Here is an 18,283-nt window from a genome sequence, read left to right as displayed (position 1 = left end):
CACATCCCTCTATTAACATCCATCTTAAATAGGGGCTAATTTATATGGAGCCCAAGCGATACTTCACGCTCTCATTTTGTGCATAACTGTATGATTTTATGTAAAACACGACATTTTCAAAAATTAAGTGAAAAAGAAGCCCTTAACTGCTTGGTGAGTCACATTATGTTTGGGTATAGTGGTTTTAAACTTAATTCGCACTATAGTTTGTATAGTTTGAACTAAGTAACTGATCTTAACAGCAGCGTTTTATAAAGGATCGAATATGGCGTCTGATACGCAAGATAAGCTAGATTCTCTTTATCAACATATCCAAGCGGTTATCTTATCCCGCCAGCATCCCGTAACAGGGCTTTTCCCTGCTAGCACCAGTATTAATAACCACGGTAACTACACAGATGCTTGGGTGCGAGATAATGTTTATAGTATCCAAGCCGTATGGGCCTTACATCTAGCCTATAAGCGTGCTTCTAATCCGCAAAAGCGCGCTAATGAACTCGAGTTCGCCTGTATAAAAATGATGCGTGGCTTATTATTCGCCATGATGCGTCAATCCCATAAAGTAGAATCCTTCAAGCATAGCCTAGACCCAAAAGACGCACTACACGCCAAATACGATACGAAAACCGGTTTAGAAGCGGTTGCCGATGATGCTTGGGGACACTTGCAAATTGATGCCACCAGCTTTTATTTGCTGATGTTGGCTCAAATGACCAAAGCTGGCAGCAAGCTGATCTTTTCTCGTGACGAATTCAACTTTATCCAAAACCTTATTTATTATATTTCTCGTACTTATCGCACACCAGATTACGGTATTTGGGAGCGAGGTAATAAGGTAAATAATGGCAAAGCCGAAATTAACGCCAGTTCCGTTGGCATGGCGAAAGCCGCTATGGAAGCCATGGATGGACTAAATTTATTTGGTGAAGAAGGTCCGGAATGGGCGGTAGTCCATTCCTTTGCAGACGCCGTTGCTCGCGCAGGTTCTGTATTGCAATCCTTGTTACCGAAAGAGTCTCGCTCAAAAGAAGTCGACAGCGCTATTCTTAGTATCATTGGCTTCCCAGCCTTTGCGGTAAACGATGAAAAACTAACTCGCCGCACACGCAAAGAAATCATTAGCAAGTTGGGCGGCGAATACGGCTGTAAACGCTTTTTATTAGACGGTCACCAATCCGAGCTTGAAGACCAAAGCCGAATCTATTACGAGTACGATGAGTTAATTAATTTCGAGCACATTGAATCCGAATGGCCGCTATTTTTTACTTACCTTTATATTGACCGCTTGTTTGCCCGAGATTGGGAAAGTGCTAACTTTTATCGCCATAAGTTAGAGTCACTTATGGTTGAAAAAGATGGTCAAATGCTACTGCCAGAACTTTATTATGTGCCGCAAGAAAACATCCTAGCGGAGAAAGAAAAACCAGGATCTCAAAAACGTGTTCCCAATGACAACCTCCCTTTGGTTTGGGCACAAAGTTTGTTCCTGGTCGGTAAAATGCTCGATGAAGAGCTAATCACCACAGATGATCTCGATCCACTTGGTTTACATCGTGTTCAGCACAGGCCAAACAAAGTCACCACGTCTATGGTTATCTTGGCGCAAAATGACAAGGTTAAACAAAAATTATTGAATGCTGGTTGCCTTTGCCAAACCCTAGAAGACATTGCGCCACTGAAAGCCATCAGCGCCGATCAGCTAGTTGAAACCTACCGTCATCTTGGTGCTTCCGAGACATTAGGGCTGACAGGTCGCCCTAATCGTGCATTGAACAGCTTGGCAACCTCTCAGGCATTTAGCATCAATGAAGAAAGCTACTTATGCTTGTCTTGGATTCAAAACGAAGACAAAGACTACCGTAAGATTGACCCCTCCCTGTTCCAAGCTCATATACGTAACGAACTGAAAACCATTGCTGAACATTGGTATTATCAAGCTAATGCGGTTTTCAGCATTCTCATCGATGAAGCAATGAGTGAAATGAAAGGCAGTGACGAATTATTTGAATTTATTCGCTTGCTGCAAAAACGTGAGCACGAAGAATTCCGTGTAATTCCTCAATCAGCTAAGAATGCCTTTAAATCAGGAAATCGTCGCGCCATTATAATTAGCTCTCTTGACCATAAACAGTTAGAAACCAAGCTGCCGCTTCATGATACGCCTTGGCCTTTAGCAGACAAACCAAAAACCTATGATGTTGCTAGCATTAAAACAGCTGAAACCGATGCTCTGCTTGCTCGCTTAGTCGATAAGCCGAGTTTAGACGAAGCAGTCGATTGCTTAATGGAGCTCGGTGGTCGACGAGCACTGATGAGCACCATACCAAATTCAACACCTGCCATTACCGCGTATAAAGTATTGAATAGCGTTTACCTTCAGGCGTTATTAGCGGAAAACTGGCGCCCTGCTCGGCAGCTGTATTCTCTGATTCTGAAACCTTCGACGGATTTAGCAACCTACATTGCCGACATTACCGTTCGCCAGCGTTTATTAGTGATTGGTGAAACACCAGAAACAGAAGTCGATATCAGTTCGCCATTGCACCAAGATGCTATTTTGGACATGCTGCGCAGTGTTTCTTCATCACCAATTGGTTTGGTCATTTGTCATGAATTAATTGCCATTGCAGGTACGCTAATTAAAGTCCATCCAGAGTTTTTCTCTGGGGTGCGTACTATTCGTATTCATAACTTAGCCATGCTTTGTGCTCGACAATTTGACCCAGAAGATGATGCGCCTGTTTTCGACACATTGTCTAAGGTCTCACCAAGTGAGCTTTACGAAGCCCTCACGCAAGCATTACAACAGAAGCACGATGAATTTGCTCATGTGGCCAATAACATGCGCTACCACAATAGTAGTGATGCGCAAAGTAAGATGAAAGATGTCGACTGGTTTGACTGGCGTTCTGAGCAGGGTATGATCACTAAGCTACCAGAATCTATGTTGCTGCAGCTCTGGGGAAGTTTAAGTCATGCCAACACCATTGTATTTGGTGATTTACAAAGTAATACTGCGTTGGATTGCAAACGTGCGCTCAGCTCAATGACACCGGGTGAAGACACCTTTGCACTACTGATTGAAACCTTAACATCAGACATTCATCCTAGCTGGTATAAGAGTCTTATTTTCGAAGGCTTGTATGCCTTCATACAGTTTTGCCAACAACATAAAAACTGCAAGTTTGAACAAGAAATAAACTTGCCGGTGTTAGTTTCCCAAGCGGCTTTGGATCACGCCAAGCAACATCAAGCAGAACACCCAGAAGACAGCTGGGCAGAAGCTGCATTGGATGAATTTGCACAAATAACACCTAATAAAGTAAACCAATATTTGCGTTGGGCAGTGAGCAAACTTCACAGTCATCAGCACCAACACTCATCGAGTTAACACGCTCACTCTTGCTGGAGAAGTGAATGGATTTAATAAAAAACGCCCTAATTGACGATGTGCTACAAGCACGTTGCTCAGACCCTTTTGGCTGTTTAGGACTACAAGCATCCCCTTCTAAAAAAGGTTTGTCATTACTGGTTTGGCAACCTGAAGCGATATCTATTCGTGTATTAGCCATAGATTCAGACAAAGAACTCGCCAAAATGAGCGAGACTGATGACAAAGGTTTGTTTTACGCAAAATGGCCAAAAGAAACTACGCGCTTTCATTATCGCCTTGAAATCACTTATAAAGACAAAAGCACTTATACCCTAGTCGACCCATATCAATTTCCTAATACGACCTTTGTCGATCCAGAGCATCATCAAGCGAATCAATACAAAAGCCAAGGGGCGATTCGTGCTGGAGCCAAGGTAAACGATAAACTGACCATTCAAGGCACACGCTTTGCTGTGTATGCGCCAGCAGCGCGATCTGTGTCTGTGGTTGGCGACTTTAATGCTTGGGATGGCCGCATTCACCCAATGTCGAGCAATGGCGATGGCATTTGGCGATTGTTTATTCCAGACGTTAATCACGGTGCCCGTTATAAGTTCGAGATTCGCGCAAAATCAGGTGAAATCCTTCCTCATCGCAGCGACCCATATGCACAGCGTATTGAGCAATACCCGTCTTTTGCCAGCGTAACCTGCTTTGATAATAAGCACGCTTGGCAGGACGACGCTTGGGTTAAACGCCCTATCGAAGATATCTACGAAAAACCCATGAGCATTTATGAATTACACATTGGTTCATGGCGTCGTAAGGATGACAATCAACCGCTGACGTATCTTGAGATCAAAGACCAGCTGGTTCCTTATATTCAAGAAATGGGCTACACACACGTCGAATTATTGCCGATTACTGAATACCCATTCGATGGATCTTGGGGCTACCAGCCTGTCGGCTTGTATGCTGTAACATCTCGATTTGGTACACCAGAAGACTTCAAAGCCCTTGTTGATGCACTTCATCAAGCCAATATCGGCGTAATTATGGATTGGGTTCCAGCGCATTTCCCAGCCGACAGCCATGGTTTAGCGAACTTCGATGGTTCCAAACAATACGAATATCCAGACCCTAAAAAAGGCTGGCATCCAGAGTGGAATTCGTTGATCTACGATTTTGGCAAAGAACATGTGGTGAATTACCTAATCAGTAATGCAGTTTATTGGTTAGAAGAATTCCACATTGATGGTTTACGCGTTGATGCCGTGGCCTCTATGTTGTATTTGGATTACTCCCGCGAAGACGGCGAATGGATTCCCAACAAGGACGGCGGCAATCATAACTACGAAGCCATAGATTTTTTACGTCGCTTAAACGAAACCGTGTACTTGAATCATCCGCGCTGTTTTACCGTAGCCGAAGAATCTACCGCCTTTCCTGGTGTGTCTAAGCCAACTTATATGAATGGTTTGGGCTTTGGCTTCAAATGGAATATGGGCTGGATGAATGACTCACTGGCTTACATTAAAAAAGACCCAATTTATCGCCAGCACCATCAAGGCGAACTTAGCTTTAGTATGGTTTACGCCTTTGACGAGCAATTTGTTCTGCCGATTTCTCACGATGAAGTAGTGCATGGCAAAGGCTCGATGATCACTAAAATGCCCGGAGATGCTTGGCAGAAGTTTGCTAATTTACGCGCTTTTTCGGCTTACATGTATTTCCATCCTGGCAAGAAGCTCAACTTCATGGGTAACGAGTTTGCGCAAGGCCAAGAATGGAGTCATGAGCGCTCTTTGGATTGGCATTTGCTAAACACCGATTTCCATAAAGCTCAGCAAACGCTATCAAAAGACCTAAATCATCTTTATCAAAACGAAGCGAGCTTGCAATTTGACCACTCTTATCAAGGCTTTGAATGGATCAGCTACGATGACAGCGCCAACAGTATTTTGGCCTTTGCCCGTAAAGCCAAAGACAGTGATGAACACGCGGTCGCTGTGATTAACTTTACGCCGACACCACATGGCAACTATCGTATTGGCGTGCCTAAAGCGGGTCGCTACCAAGTCATCATGGATACGGATGAGACAAGCTATACTGGCAGTGGCTTCGTCAAAAGCAAACAATACGATACACAGACGATTGTCAGTCATGGCCGTGACCAAAGTATTGAACTGCAAGTACCGCCACTGGCTGGCATTTTATTAAAATGGTTAGGCGAGTCTTAATCGCTAGCACTAACAACATTTTGCAATAACGACAGCAACATAAACAGCATCTAGAGGTATTAATGAACCAAGCACACCAGATTTCCAATGGCTCTCTTTTTCCTCTAGGTGCTACAGTGACCGAAAATGGTGTCAATTTCGCAGTGGTTGCTGAAAACGCGACTCAGCTGTATTTGTGTTTATTTGATGACGAAGGCAATGAACAAGAACCGCTGCCCTTTATTAATAAAACAAAGGGCATTTGGTACATGGAAGTACTTGGTTTAAAAGAAGGTCAGCATTATGGACTGCGAGCCAAAGGCGAATTCAAACCAGAACTTCAGCTTGTCTACAATGAGCGAAAACTGCTTATTGACCCTTATGCGAAAGAGTTAAGCGCTAAACTGGTTTGGCACGAAGATCAAGCAGCAATAACAAAAGAAGGTAAAGCGCACCCAACCGATTCTGCCTATTGCGTCCCTAAATCTATTGTACGTACCATCAAGGCAAAACCAGATCGTCCTGCAAGAACGAAAATCACACCGTCAAGTCGTGCTTTATACGAACTGCATGTTAAAGGCTTTAGCAAAAACCTACCGATTGAAAGCGAGCTTCAAGGCACTTATCTTGGTGTCATTTCGTCCGCTGGCATCAAACATTTAAAAAGCCTGAATATCACTACGATTCAGTTAATGCCTTGCTTTAGCTTTATGACAGAGAGACACCTGCAACAACTCGAATTAAGCAATTATTGGGGCTACAACCCCATTAGCTTTTTTGCCGTTGAGCCCTCTTATGCCATAAAAGACCCAGTTTCAGAATTCCAACAGATGATAGACGGGCTTCGCCAAGCTGGCTTTGAGGTAATTCTAGACGTTGTTTATAACCACACAGCAGAAAGCGAGATAGATCAATCCAGCGTGTGTTACCGCGGCTTAGACAATGCACGCTATTATCGCCACCAAGATGGGCAGTATTTGAATTACACGGGGTGTGGTAACTGTATTGATACCTATAGCCCCACCAGCATTCGTCTTATCTGTGACAGTATGCGTTATTGGGTAGAAGTCATGGGGGTCGATGGTTTCCGCTTTGATCTAGGTGTCGATCTTGGTCGCACCGATCATGACTTCATAGCAAAAGCCCCCTTGTTACAGGCCATTCTTCAAGATCCTGTTTTAAGCGAAACGTGCCTTGTAATGGAACCTTGGGACATTGGTCCAAACGGTTATCAAGTCGGACAATTTCCCAGAGGCTTTCTGGAATGTAACGACCAATACCGAGACACGGTTCGTCGTTTCTGGCGTGGTGATGATGGCTTAGTGCCAGAGTTTGCGACACGTCTTATGGGATCAAGAGACTACTTTCATAAAGGCCAAAAAAGCGCCTTAAACTCAGTGAATTACATCACCTACCACGATGGCTATACCATGAAGGATTTGGTGTCATATCACCAACGCCATAACCTCGCCAACATGGAAGAAAACCGTGACGGCCATGGTGAAAATATTAGTCAAAACTTTGGCGCAGAAGGTGAAACAGACGACAAAGATATTCAAGCAAAGCGCTTAAATCAGCAGCTTTGTTTTATGGCTACGCTGCTATTAAGCCAGGGCACGCCACACATTTTAGGTGGTGACGAACTATCTCATAGTCAGCAAGGTAACAACAACGCCTATTGCCAAGATAACGACATTACGTGGCAAACTTGGCAAGACATAGACACTGAAACAAGCCATGCGAGAAAAGCAATTCAAGACACCATAGCAACACTCATGGCGTTACGAAAAACCTATCCTATTTTGGCAGAGATTCGCCTAGAAGATGATCCGCTTTATCAACATACGTCGTCGGATAAAATTCATTGGCTCAACGAACAAAGTGAAGCAATGATGATAGAAAACTGGGCCGATGACAGTCGACATTTCATTGCGTTAACGCTAACGCCAGCCGATCTTTCTAGCAGTTTTTGGATAGTATTCTATAGTGACGATGTGCCTCTTAGTATTCCGTTACCTACAGAAAACGACAAGATAGAAACACTTTACCAGACCCCTGGGTTATCCATTACAGAAGACAGCACACTCCATTGCGCTTATCGTGGTGTATTTGTTGGCAAATTTTAATCAGATTAAACGTCATAATGTTGATTAAACTGTAAGTCGGATAATCGTTTATACAAGGTACAGGTTTCAAGTAGTTCGCTATGGGAGCCTTGAGCGATGATTTCCCCTTGATCCATCACAATAATTCGGTCTGCATTCAATACCGTTGCCAAGCGATGGGCAATTACCAAGGTGGTTCTGCCCGTCATCAAAGGCTCCAGTGCGCCTTGGACCTTGTTTTCACTTTCTGCATCTAAGGCGCTGGTTGCTTCATCTAGCAACAAAATCGGTGCATCTTTTAATATCGCCCGAGCAATCGCCACTCGCTGCCTTTGACCACCAGACAAACGCACACCATCTTCGCCTAAGCGAGTCTCATAACCTTTGTCTAAACGAGTGATAAATTCATGAGCATTGGCTTGCTTTGCCGAATATTGGATAGACTCGTGGCTGGCATTGCGATTGGCGTACCCTAGGTTATCGTAAACGGTTTGGTCAAAAAGAACCGTCTCTTGGGGCACCAAAGCGAATCGCTGACGTAAATCGTCTAAGGAATAGGCTTTAATGTTCTCGCCTGCCAAGTAAATACTGCCTTGCTGAGGATCATAGAAGCGCAGAAGCAATTCAAATAAGGTCGACTTACCCGCGCCTGATGGTCCAACTAAAGCCAGCATCTCGCCTTGCTTAATAGAAAAAGACAAATTCTTTAACGCCGCATAATCCGGCCTTGTTGGGTAACGAAATTCGACATTCTTAAACTGAATGATGGCTTCGCCTTGACGAATGTCAGCCATACGCTGAAAAGGAAATTCGGAAGAGCCACTTACCACCTCGCTTTTTGCACTGAGCAATTCCATTATACGCTCAGCTGCACCCGCAGCCCGTTGCAGCTCGCCCATAACCTCGGAAATAGCACCAACGGCACCAGCAACAATAATAGAGTAAAATAAGAAACTCGCCAGATCACCAGCACTGATCACTCCAGAGATGACGTCTTTACCACCAAACCACAACATCACCCCAATGCCACTCATCGATAACAAAATGACCATCAGAGTGAGCCAAGAGCGTTGTTGAATACGCTTTACACTCACATCAAAGGCTCGATCAACCGTGGCTGAAAAACGCTGTGCATCATGCCTTTCATGAGTAAAGGCTTGCACTACTTTTATATGGCGCAGTGCTTGTGATAAATAGCGCCCGACATTGGCCACTTCATCTTGGCTATCACGGGATAAACGTCTCACTCGTCGGCCAAAATACACTACCGGAACAATCACAAAAGGTACGCAGGTCAGCAAAATAAGCGTTAATTTAAAATGCATCACCAGCAAAAATAAAATCCCACCAATCAACATCAAACTGCTGCGTAAGGCAATCGACAAAGAAGAGCCAATCACGCTTTGTAAAAGCGTGGTATCAGAGGTAATACGGGATTGAATTTCACTTGGAGAGTTATCTTCAAAGAAGGAAGGCGACAAGGTTAATAAATGCGCGAACACCGCTTGACGAATATCAGCCACTACTCGCTCACCTATCCATGACACCAAGTAAAAGCGGCAAAAACTGCCAATACCTAATAAAAATACCAAAGCAATGAAAATCATCAAGGCATGAGTCAAGCCAGCTTCCGACCCAGAAGCCAAGCCTTGATCAATAAGAAATTGTACGCCCTTACCTAAGCTCAACATGGTGCCAGCAGTGACCACTAAGGCGATCAATGCCAACACCATCTGGCGTCGATATGGACGCAAAAAAGGCAGGAGTGTTTTTATTCCGCTATCAACTTTTTCCGACTTGTTCATCTGTCAAAACCACCACAAAGTAATAATGGCCGTCACTATAGCGTATCTGAGCTATCGCAACTGGGTAAATACCGAGTAGAGATGACTCATTGCTAAACACTTCTGAATCAGGCGCCCGATTTGAACCCCATACGGAAACCGCCCCAATGCTTACCATTGACAAAAATAGGCACGGAAAGATCATGGAGAATCTCACCCGTATCCCGCTTGTAGGTTTGCAGTAAAAAGCTGTCGGTATGGGCGCCACATCGACTGCCCGTTGCATCGTTAAAAATGCGTTTGCTGCGATTATTCACCAAGTCTTTTTCATAATCGCCACTTAACGGCTGACTGAATTTCTTATTATGAGTTGGAAAGTAGCCATTGACATCGACCGCTCCAGCAAACATCACTTGCTCATATTTTTCTAGAACCGCTTCTTGAATGGCCGGAAAAGTACGATCAGTAAAAGCATCGTAGGAAGTACTGTATTTCTGTGGATTGGTGTTATTGATAGGCTGATAGTCTCTAGAGAAAACGGCTTGCTGCGTCAAATTGCCCTTTTCAATTGCTTCTTCAAATAGATGCCCAATGGCTTGTGCAGAATTTTTCGCCACCATAAGTAATTCAGAAAAAAACAATGACCGATCAACCTTATCCAGCTCCCTAAAAACGATTTCAGCGCCATTACTTAAACCTGATGCCTCTTTTGACAGTTTATCGCTACGCTGGGAAATATCTTGTAATGAACTACTAATACGCGAAACAGAACCATTAATCTGGGTACTGGCTGCGCCCAACTCTTCTCCCGCACTTTCGACTTCAGACAAAACAGCAGAGGCATTTTGAACCTCTTGCGTTAAAGAAATAAAACGTTGAGTTTCTCCCAATAAGGTACTCGAAAGAGACTCAGTGAGACTTTTCAACGATGACATTTCATTGTTGGTTAGTTCACTATTACGACGAACATCAGCTAAAAGGCTAGAAATTTGTTCTGAGGCATCGGCGCTTTTAGCAGCCAGCGCGCGCACTTCATCCGCAACCACCGCAAAGCCTCGACCTTGTTCACCTGCGCGAGCTGCCTCAATGGCCGCATTGAGTGCCAATAGATTAGTTTGTTCAGAAACACCTTTAATAACCGCTGTAATGCTATCAATATCATCGGCACTTTTGGTTAATAAGGCTAATTGCTCACTGGCGGTTTGTACCTTTCCCGTTAATTCATGGATCTGATCGGCACTTTGTGACAAGGCGACTTGAGCGGTACGACTCGATTCTGCCGTATCACTCATGGTCCGTGCTAGCTGACCTAAATTAGTCGACAACATCAATCCAGTACCTGACAATGTTTCTACCGCTTGGGAAATTTGCTCACTGTCATCACGGGTAAGATGTATGTCTTTACTTAGCGTATCAACAAAATGAGACACTTCTGCCGCCCCTATTGCCATCTTTGATGTGGCACGAGTCACGGTTTTACTCACTTCAGAATAGGTTTGATTATCTTTAGTATCAGAGTTTTGAGAAGTATTAGAGGGTGCTTTGCGAATCAGTTTTGGAACAAGCAAAAAAGCACATAACAAAATACCAACGCCAATATAAGACACAGGAACTGAGCCCTGCACATAGCCAACGATAAAAAGTACGAGAAGCCCAAACACACCAAATAGCTGGAAATACACCATCGCCTTTTCCTTCCTTTTAATTATTATTTTTTTCCAGTGTTAAGTTATGTAAGCCGAAGGTCAACACAAAACGAAGCGCATAAGACTAAAGTCGCACTGATAAATCCATCAATAGTTGCTATTGGCAAAACGATACCGCAAAAAAACAACACTTTTTGTTTAGACATTATTCTTGATATAAAAAAGTATTCATTTTTAGGTATGCATTTGGCTCCCCTCAAAATTGGATTATCAATGCACAAAAAATGACAATATAAGATTAGATATCTCCAAAAATCATTTTTTTGCACATAAAAAGCAGAAAAAATCTCCAACAATCCTACTACACTAGAAAACAAGCTCACAAAGCAAAATAAAAATAAAACAAGCGTTGCGCACAATCTGCCAATGCTCATATTGAGGATAATCACCATGATCACCAATAAACTTAAAACAGACTCTTTCTATCTTGAGTTAGGACAACTAACACCAGATAGTGTTAATCACCTCGCACCTTCTTTTGATCATTTACCAGCAAATCCCTATGCAGATGGCGAATTTCGTTTGCGCCGCTATTCCCGCTTTACTCTCGAGCAAGGACAGCTAAAGCGTTTACCTTCACAAGCGTTTGTTCAAGATGAAAGCATCAACCACTTCCAAGGGAATGTGGTACGTAGCTATGAAGAAATTGATAACAACATAGTCATAGATCCTGCCTTCATAGAATTATTTGAACACTTTCAGAAAATGGCCAGTGTGGTAGATGGCACACCAATCGAAGTGCATCAGTTACGTATTTTTGCGGACCATAAAAGTGCTGAAGTGGCGCCAGAAGGCATTCATCAGGACGGCTTTGATCGTATCGGAATTTATGTCATGCAGCGCCATAACATAGAAGGCGGCAATATCAATATTCATCTAGATAATAACAGCCCTGCCCTCATCAGCCACGATTTTGATAAAGGGGAATTCGTCGTCTTAAACGACCGTAAGTTTTTCCACAGCGCTCAGCCAATTAAGCCGATTGATGGTGATCAAGGTCATATGGACATTTTTGTCCTGACGGCGAACTTGATGCATTAGATTAGTCACTAATCTGGAATTTAACTTCCTTATTGATTACAACTTTTTATTGTTAAATCAATCTGAAAACACTAGGTCGGCTTTACTAAGCATGATATAAAACGCGAATGTAACAATTTGTAATTTTATGGGTTCTTTTGTAAGAACTCATGCCGAGGAAAGCTAACCAGTGACAGACACATTTACGACGAATGCAAGTAACGAAACAGTCGCAGAGGATATAAGTAAAAAGTCCGTATTGATCATTGAAGACATGAATGAAATGCGCCTAATGCTAAGATCTATGATGCTCTCATTAGGCTATACAAACATAGAAGTTGAAGCCTCAGGTCAAAGTGCCCTCAAACGTATAGCAGCGAAACGTTTTGATATTATTCTTTCCGATTACAACCTTGGTGGTCGTATTAACGGCCAACAGGTTCTAGAAACCGCGCGAAAAAACAACATTCTCGCACCCTCTACTATTTTCATCATGATTACCGCAGATACAGGTTATGACAGCGTCGTCAGTGCAATAGAGCACCGACCTGATAGCTATATGGTAAAACCCTTTACTCCTTCGACATTACACCGCCGTTTACGCCGTATTAAACTGCAAAAAAGTATCTTTTCAGAAGTTGATGAATACCGAGAAAAAATGGATTTTGCGATGATGGAAAGCAAAGCCAAAGCTATCATGGCCAAACATCCCCAATACAGCAGTTTATGCCTAAAGGTTATTGGAGAGTCTCTGCTATCAAGGCAAGAGTATAAAACAGCTAAAATTCATTATATGAGAGTGATCAAACACAATAAGGAGCTTTCTTGGGCCCACTTCGGCGTAGCGCAATGTGACTTAAGCTTGAAACAACCTCTATCTGCTGTGGCTAGCTTAGAAAAAGCCATCAGCATTAGTCGTCACTTTCTACCGGCTTATGATGACCTTGCTAGTGCATATGAAAAATTAGGCGACCACAAAGCGGCTCAAAAAACGATGATAGCCAGCTTAGAAATCACGCCTAGATCTCTAGCAAGAACAAAAAGACTTGGAAAAATAAGCGTTAGACTAAAAGATTGGAAAATAGCAGAGCAAGCTTATTCACGGGTCATTCGTTTAACCAAAGATACCCAACACGAAAAAATAGAACACTATTATGATCATCTTAAATGTCTGATTGCGATACAAGAAGGTGAAGATCACCCACCACAAACAGCAGAAAAACTTAGACGCTCTTTAACAAGATTACGCATGTTAGGAAAAGACGATCCTATCGTTGTGTCAAACTCCTTTCGTGTAGAGGTTCAGCAACACCTTCATAGAGAACGTCGGGATGACGCGATTAAATCTTGGAAACAGTGGAAGCAATTAATACTAGCAGGAAAAGCATCATCTATATCACGAGAACAAGAACTCACCTTAAAAAAACGATTAGGCTTATCTTAATAGCCAATGAGTGTAAAAAAATGTTTGAGTTTTTTTACACTCAATCTATTCGGCACAAAACACAATCAATCACTACACCCTATTAAAAATACAATCATTCTCATTAAAGATGTGTATTTCATCATCAAGAAATAGACACACTTACATTCTGTAACAAATTTAAATTCCTCATATCTTATTGATAATTAATAGAAAAAATCATCATATTACAGATCTTAACTATTAATAACGATTACTATAAGTTTTTTAATTTTTCAAATGATATAAATAAAACATTAGATTTTTCGCAAGCTTATTAAAGTCAGGTAGTACCTTTGACAGATGTAATCGCCCTTGGCGTTGAAAACACAAACGATATCCATCAAGAACTTGTCGACATATCAAAAAAGCGTGTTTTGATCATCGAAGATATCGGTGAAATGCGACTGATGCTGAAGTCTTTAATGACGTCGATGGGGTATGCCAATATAGATGTAGAACCCTCTGGACAATCGGCTATCAAGCGAATTCTAGAAAGGCCTTATGATGTTGTACTATCCGATTATAACCTTGGAGGCAGCATAGACGGCCAGCAAATTTTAGAAACGTCCCGCAAGAACTACTCTCAAGACCATTCCACTATTTTTATCATGATTACTGCCGACACTGCATATGAAAGTGTTGTCAGCGTGCTGGAATATCAACCAGATAGCTATCTTGTTAAACCCTTTCCGCCCGCTGCTTTTTTCCGGCGCTTTGAGCGAGTCCAAAAACAAAAGAAAACCTTTGAAGGGATTAACACGGCTAGAAAAGAAAATGATTTTGAAAAAATGGAAGCGCAAGCTAAAGCAGTTATGGTGCAATACCCTCATTTTGCTAGTCAATGTTTAAAAATCATTGGCGAATCACTTTATGCTAGAGGTCGATACAAAGACGCCAAAAGCCATTACATGCTTATTATTCAAAAAAGCAAAAACCTAGCTTGGGCACATTACGGCATTGCATTATGTGAACTCAAACTCGGCACAGTCGCTGCCGCCATAAAAAAACTAGAGCATACTATTGGCTTAAGTCGTCATTTTTTATCGGCCTATGACTTACTTGCCGACGCACACGAAGATTTAGGCAATCTAGAAGATGCTCAAGCAATCATGAGTAGTGTTTTGGAAGTCTCTCCACGCTCTACAGAACGTGCACTTCGACTTGCTCAAATCAGTATGCAATTAAATGATTGGCCAACGGCCGAACAGGCTTACTCAAAAGTCATTCGACTGACTCGTGAAACAAGTCATGAAAAAGTCGAATACTACTATGAGTATTTAAAATGCCTAACCAACATGATGACAAACAACTCAGATAATTCAAAGCTGGCTGATAAATTTAAGCGCACGCTTATCCGCCTACGAACCTTTGGAAAAGCTAACCCAGCAGCGGTCTCTAACTCTTTCCGTATAGAGATTCAGCAATATCTAGCTCGAGACCATGTCGGAGAAGCCATTAAATCTTGGAAACAATGGAATCGTCTGATCCAATCAGGACAAGCAACGCCTCTTTCCGACGCTCAAAAACACACACTTAAAAAACGCCTCGGCTTGCTATAATCCCTTCACACCGTTATGGTCATGCGCTAATTTTCAAATTGGCGTTAGAGCCACTGACACATTTTTATTCTTTAATATCAGAGCATCCATTATGACGGCTACTCATTCTTTTTCGTCCCTTCTTCCAGATGCCATTTTAGACGCTGTAGAGTCCACAGGACTATGGAGTGACTCTCAAATTTATCCATTAAACAGCTACGAAAACAGGGTTTATCAGATTGGTATTGAAGATGCGTCTCCTCTCATTGCAAAGTTTTACCGTCCTGAACGCTGGAACGAAGCGCAGATTCGAGAAGAACACCAAACATTATTAAAACTCAAAGCCGCAGGCGTTCCTGTTGTTGCCCCATTGGAATTTAATGGTGAGAGTTTGCTTCGTCATAACGACATGTATTTTTGCTTGTCTCCACGTCTAGTTGGGCAACACCCTGAAGCAGACAACCTTGATCAGCTTTATCAAATTGGCGAACTCATCGGTCAGCTTCACAAAACGCTATCAACAGCTCCCTTTAAAGAGCGCATCAATGTCTCTCCTTTATCACAAATGGATGATGCAGCTAATCAGATTTTGACAGGGCGTACTTTATTTGGACAATCAGAACTAGCAGAAGAATTACAGCTGCCTGAAAAGCTCAAGCCTATTTATATTAGACAAATCGCTACGCTGCGAGCTATGTGCGAGGGCAGCATTAAGCGTTATTGGCCAACTCAGTTGCGTCCAATTCATGGAGACAGCCACCGCAGTAACTTGATGTTGCACGACGACCAATTTCATTTATTAGATTTTGATGATTGCCAAAATGGCGTTGCCGTTCAAGATTTATGGTTACACATTACTCAAACAGAAAACCCAAGACAACAATTAAGCGAAATCATTGAAGGTTACGAAACCTATTTGCCTTTTGAAACTCGTGAATTGGATTTAGTCGATGTTTTTAAATGTGTGCGTGTCATTAGTTACACTGCATGGCTACAAAGCCGTTGGCATGACCCTGCTTTTACCAAAGCTTTTGCTTGGTTTGGCAGTGAAGACTATTGGATAAATCACTTAAACGAACTAAAAAATTGCGAATTAGAATGGGGGCAAATTTCACGATGATACCTTCAAATACAGCACATCTAGAACACTCACTTCATTCTTTGTTCGGTTTCGACCAATTTCGTGAAGGACAACAGCAAACTATTGAACAGCTTCTGACCGGTCACTCTTCTCTTGCGGTTTTTCCAACGGGTTCAGGCAAATCCTTGTGTTACCAATTCGCTGCCACTCAACTGCCTAATTTGACACTAGTAATCTCGCCATTAATTGCCTTAATGCACGATCAATTAGCTTTTTTAAAAGCAAAAGGCATTCCTGCGGCGTGTTTAGATTCCAGTCAAAGCAAAGATGAAAGCCAAGCTGTTATGTCTGGAGTACAGAGTGGCGCTATTAAAATTTTAATGATCTCGGTCGAACGCTTTAAAAACGAACGTTTTCGTCGCTTTATCAAGCGCGTTCCGATTTCTATGTTAGTAGTCGACGAAGCTCATTGTATTTCAGAATGGGGTCATAACTTCCGTCCGGACTATCTAAAACTGCCCTCTTATCAACAAGAGTTGGCCATTCCATTAGTCTTACTGTTAACTGCCACGGCGACACGCAGAGTGCAAAGAGACATGGCACAAAAGTTTGCCATATACCCTGAACATATAGTGCAAACTGGCTTTTACCGACACAACTTAGATATTGATCTTATCCCAATACAACGGCATGAAAAGCTAAACACTTTAAAAAATATCCTCAGCGATACCCAAGGCGCGAGCATTGTATACGTGACTCAGCAGAAAACAGCCGAAGATGTCGCTCGCACTCTACAAGCCGCTGGCTACTCAGCAGTCGCCTACCATGCAGGCTTGAATAGCGATATTCGCAGCGCTATTCAAGCCGACTTTATGAATAGTAAAACACGTATTATCGTTGCGACCATTGCGTTTGGCATGGGCATCGATAAATCTGATATTCGTTTAGTCGTGCATTTTGATTTACCCAAATCAATCGAAAACTACAGCCAAGAAATTGGCCGTGCGGGGCGAGACAACCAACCGAGCCGATGTGTAATGCTCGCCAGTTTGGAAGGTTTAAGCACCCTAGAAAACTTTGTTTATGGTGACACACCTGAGCCGCAAGACATCGACACTTTACTACGTTGCATTACCGAGCAAACAGTTGAATACGAATGGGAAACACAGCTGTACGGATTGTCCAATCTCACCAACATTCGCTCTTTACCGCTAAAAACCTTATTGGTGCAGCTAGAATTATTCGGTGCGCTCACGCCAAAATACAGTTTTTACGCGGATATCAAAATTAAATGGGAAGGCGATAGAATCGCTTTTGCCAACCAAATCCCAACCGAGTGGCAATCTGCCTACCAAGCAATTCTAAAAGGCATTCAATACAAGAAAATCTGGGGCACACCTGATTTTGATAAGCTATTTAACGAAGCGGGCTTATCACGAGGCGACGTATTGCAAGTCTTGGAATTTGCAGCGGATCACAATGTTCTGACGCTAGAAAGCAAAGGCTTGACTGAAGTGTATCAAGTCCATAGCGAGCATTTTCACCATCAGACATTAGCAAACCAATTGCATCAATATGTGGAAGAAAAACAAAGTGCTGAAGTTGCACGAATCGCTACCATGATTCGTTTCTTTCAATTAGATCGCTGTTTGAATAATAATCTAGCTCGATATTTTGGTGATCAAAATTCACCAGAATACTGCGGCCATTGTTCGGTTTGTCGCGGAAAAATTCTCGTCTTTGCCCAGCCAACCGGAATAAACGATGATGTTGAGAAATGGAATAATTTAGCAAAGTATGCTCAAGAGTTCGCTCAACATGTTAGAAACAAAAGCCCAGGGACTCAAGTCACAGCGATATTGATTACGCGCTTCTTAACGGGTTTGACACAACCCATTTTCACCAAAGTAAAAGCCCGCCAACTTAGCGGGTTTGGTGTGTATGAAGAAAAAAGTTATTTATCAGTTCTAAAAGCGATACAAGACTTATAAA

10 protein-coding genes are annotated in these 18,283 nt (G+C 42.5%); 8 read left to right on the top strand and 2 right to left on the bottom strand.

Features of this window, described 5'->3' with window-relative positions; translation table 11 throughout:
* Positions 1–265: 265 nt before the first annotated feature.
* From CYL31_RS07240 to glgX, 3 genes are all read left to right on the top strand, one after another.
* Complete coding sequence (locus CYL31_RS07240; protein ID WP_212918257.1) at positions 266–3,391, top strand: phosphorylase b kinase regulatory subunit alpha/beta; 3,126 nt, start codon at positions 266–268, stop codon at positions 3,389–3,391.
* A gap of 26 nt (positions 3,392–3,417) precedes the next feature.
* Positions 3,418–5,613 carry a 1,4-alpha-glucan branching protein GlgB gene (gene glgB / locus CYL31_RS07235; RefSeq protein WP_212918256.1) on the top strand — a complete coding sequence of 732 codons (2,196 nt, stop codon included), beginning with the start codon at positions 3,418–3,420 and terminating at the stop codon, positions 5,611–5,613.
* 62 nt (positions 5,614–5,675) lie between these two features.
* The gene (gene glgX / locus CYL31_RS07230) at positions 5,676–7,718 is read left to right on the top strand and encodes a glycogen debranching protein GlgX (RefSeq protein WP_212918255.1); all 2,043 of its coding nucleotides are present in this window, start codon (positions 5,676–5,678) and stop codon (positions 7,716–7,718) included.
* 5 nt (positions 7,719–7,723) lie between these two features.
* On the opposite strand, the gene CYL31_RS07225 is transcribed toward glgX, so the two are convergent.
* Together CYL31_RS07225 and CYL31_RS07220 are read right to left on the bottom strand one after the other, a co-directional pair.
* Positions 7,724–9,502: an ABC transporter transmembrane domain-containing protein gene (locus CYL31_RS07225; RefSeq protein ID WP_212918254.1), complete on the bottom strand. Its 1,779-nt coding sequence runs from the start codon at positions 9,500–9,502 to the stop codon at positions 7,724–7,726.
* A 107-nt stretch (positions 9,503–9,609) separates the two neighbouring features.
* Positions 9,610–11,166: a methyl-accepting chemotaxis protein gene (locus CYL31_RS07220; protein ID WP_249411727.1), complete on the bottom strand. Its 1,557-nt coding sequence runs from the start codon at positions 11,164–11,166 to the stop codon at positions 9,610–9,612.
* 411 nt (positions 11,167–11,577) lie between these two features.
* On the opposite strand from CYL31_RS07220, the gene CYL31_RS07215 reads away from it, so the two are divergent.
* From CYL31_RS07215 to CYL31_RS07195, 5 genes are all read left to right on the top strand, one after another.
* Positions 11,578–12,228 carry a 2OG-Fe dioxygenase family protein gene (locus CYL31_RS07215; RefSeq protein ID WP_212918253.1) on the top strand — a complete coding sequence of 217 codons (651 nt, stop codon included), beginning with the start codon at positions 11,578–11,580 and terminating at the stop codon, positions 12,226–12,228.
* Positions 12,229–12,397: 169 nt separating this feature from the next.
* A complete protein-coding gene (locus tag CYL31_RS07210; RefSeq protein ID WP_249411726.1) occupies positions 12,398–13,651 on the top strand; it encodes a response regulator in 1,254 nt (417 codons plus the stop codon).
* 314 nt (positions 13,652–13,965) lie between these two features.
* Complete coding sequence (locus tag CYL31_RS07205; RefSeq protein WP_212918252.1) at positions 13,966–15,231, top strand: response regulator; 1,266 nt, start codon at positions 13,966–13,968, stop codon at positions 15,229–15,231.
* A gap of 91 nt (positions 15,232–15,322) precedes the next feature.
* On the top strand, positions 15,323–16,330 hold the full coding sequence (locus tag CYL31_RS07200; RefSeq protein ID WP_212918251.1) for a serine/threonine protein kinase: 1,008 nt from the start codon (positions 15,323–15,325) through the stop codon (positions 16,328–16,330).
* Positions 16,327–18,282, top strand: coding sequence for a RecQ family ATP-dependent DNA helicase (locus tag CYL31_RS07195; RefSeq protein ID WP_212918250.1), 1,956 nt, complete (start codon positions 16,327–16,329; stop codon positions 18,280–18,282). The genes CYL31_RS07200 and CYL31_RS07195 overlap by 4 nt, the downstream gene beginning before the upstream one ends.
* Position 18,283: the final 1 nt, after the last annotated feature.

It is taken from the genome of Marinomonas sp. A3A, from assembly GCF_018336955.1.
GTDB classification, from domain to species: Bacteria; Pseudomonadota; Gammaproteobacteria; order Pseudomonadales; family Marinomonadaceae; genus Marinomonas; species Marinomonas lutimaris.
This window is presented reverse-complemented; position numbering and strand designations above follow the sequence as displayed.

Excerpts from the sequence above, each read along its gene's own strand:
- CYL31_RS07200 (WP_212918251.1), top strand. The coding sequence starts at position 15,323 with ATGACGGCTACTCATTCTTTTTCGTCCCTTCTTCCAGATGCCATTTTA.
- CYL31_RS07225 (WP_212918254.1), bottom strand. The coding sequence starts at position 9,502 with ATGAACAAGTCGGAAAAAGTTGATAGCGGAATAAAAACACTCCTGCCT.
- glgB (WP_212918256.1), top strand. The coding sequence starts at position 3,418 with ATGGATTTAATAAAAAACGCCCTAATTGACGATGTGCTACAAGCACGT.
- glgX (WP_212918255.1), top strand. The coding sequence starts at position 5,676 with ATGAACCAAGCACACCAGATTTCCAATGGCTCTCTTTTTCCTCTAGGT.
- CYL31_RS07215 (WP_212918253.1), top strand. The coding sequence starts at position 11,578 with ATGATCACCAATAAACTTAAAACAGACTCTTTCTATCTTGAGTTAGGA.
- CYL31_RS07240 (WP_212918257.1), top strand. The coding sequence starts at position 266 with ATGGCGTCTGATACGCAAGATAAGCTAGATTCTCTTTATCAACATATC.
- CYL31_RS07195 (WP_212918250.1), top strand. The coding sequence starts at position 16,327 with ATGATACCTTCAAATACAGCACATCTAGAACACTCACTTCATTCTTTG.
- CYL31_RS07220 (WP_249411727.1), bottom strand. The coding sequence starts at position 11,166 with ATGGTGTATTTCCAGCTATTTGGTGTGTTTGGGCTTCTCGTACTTTTT.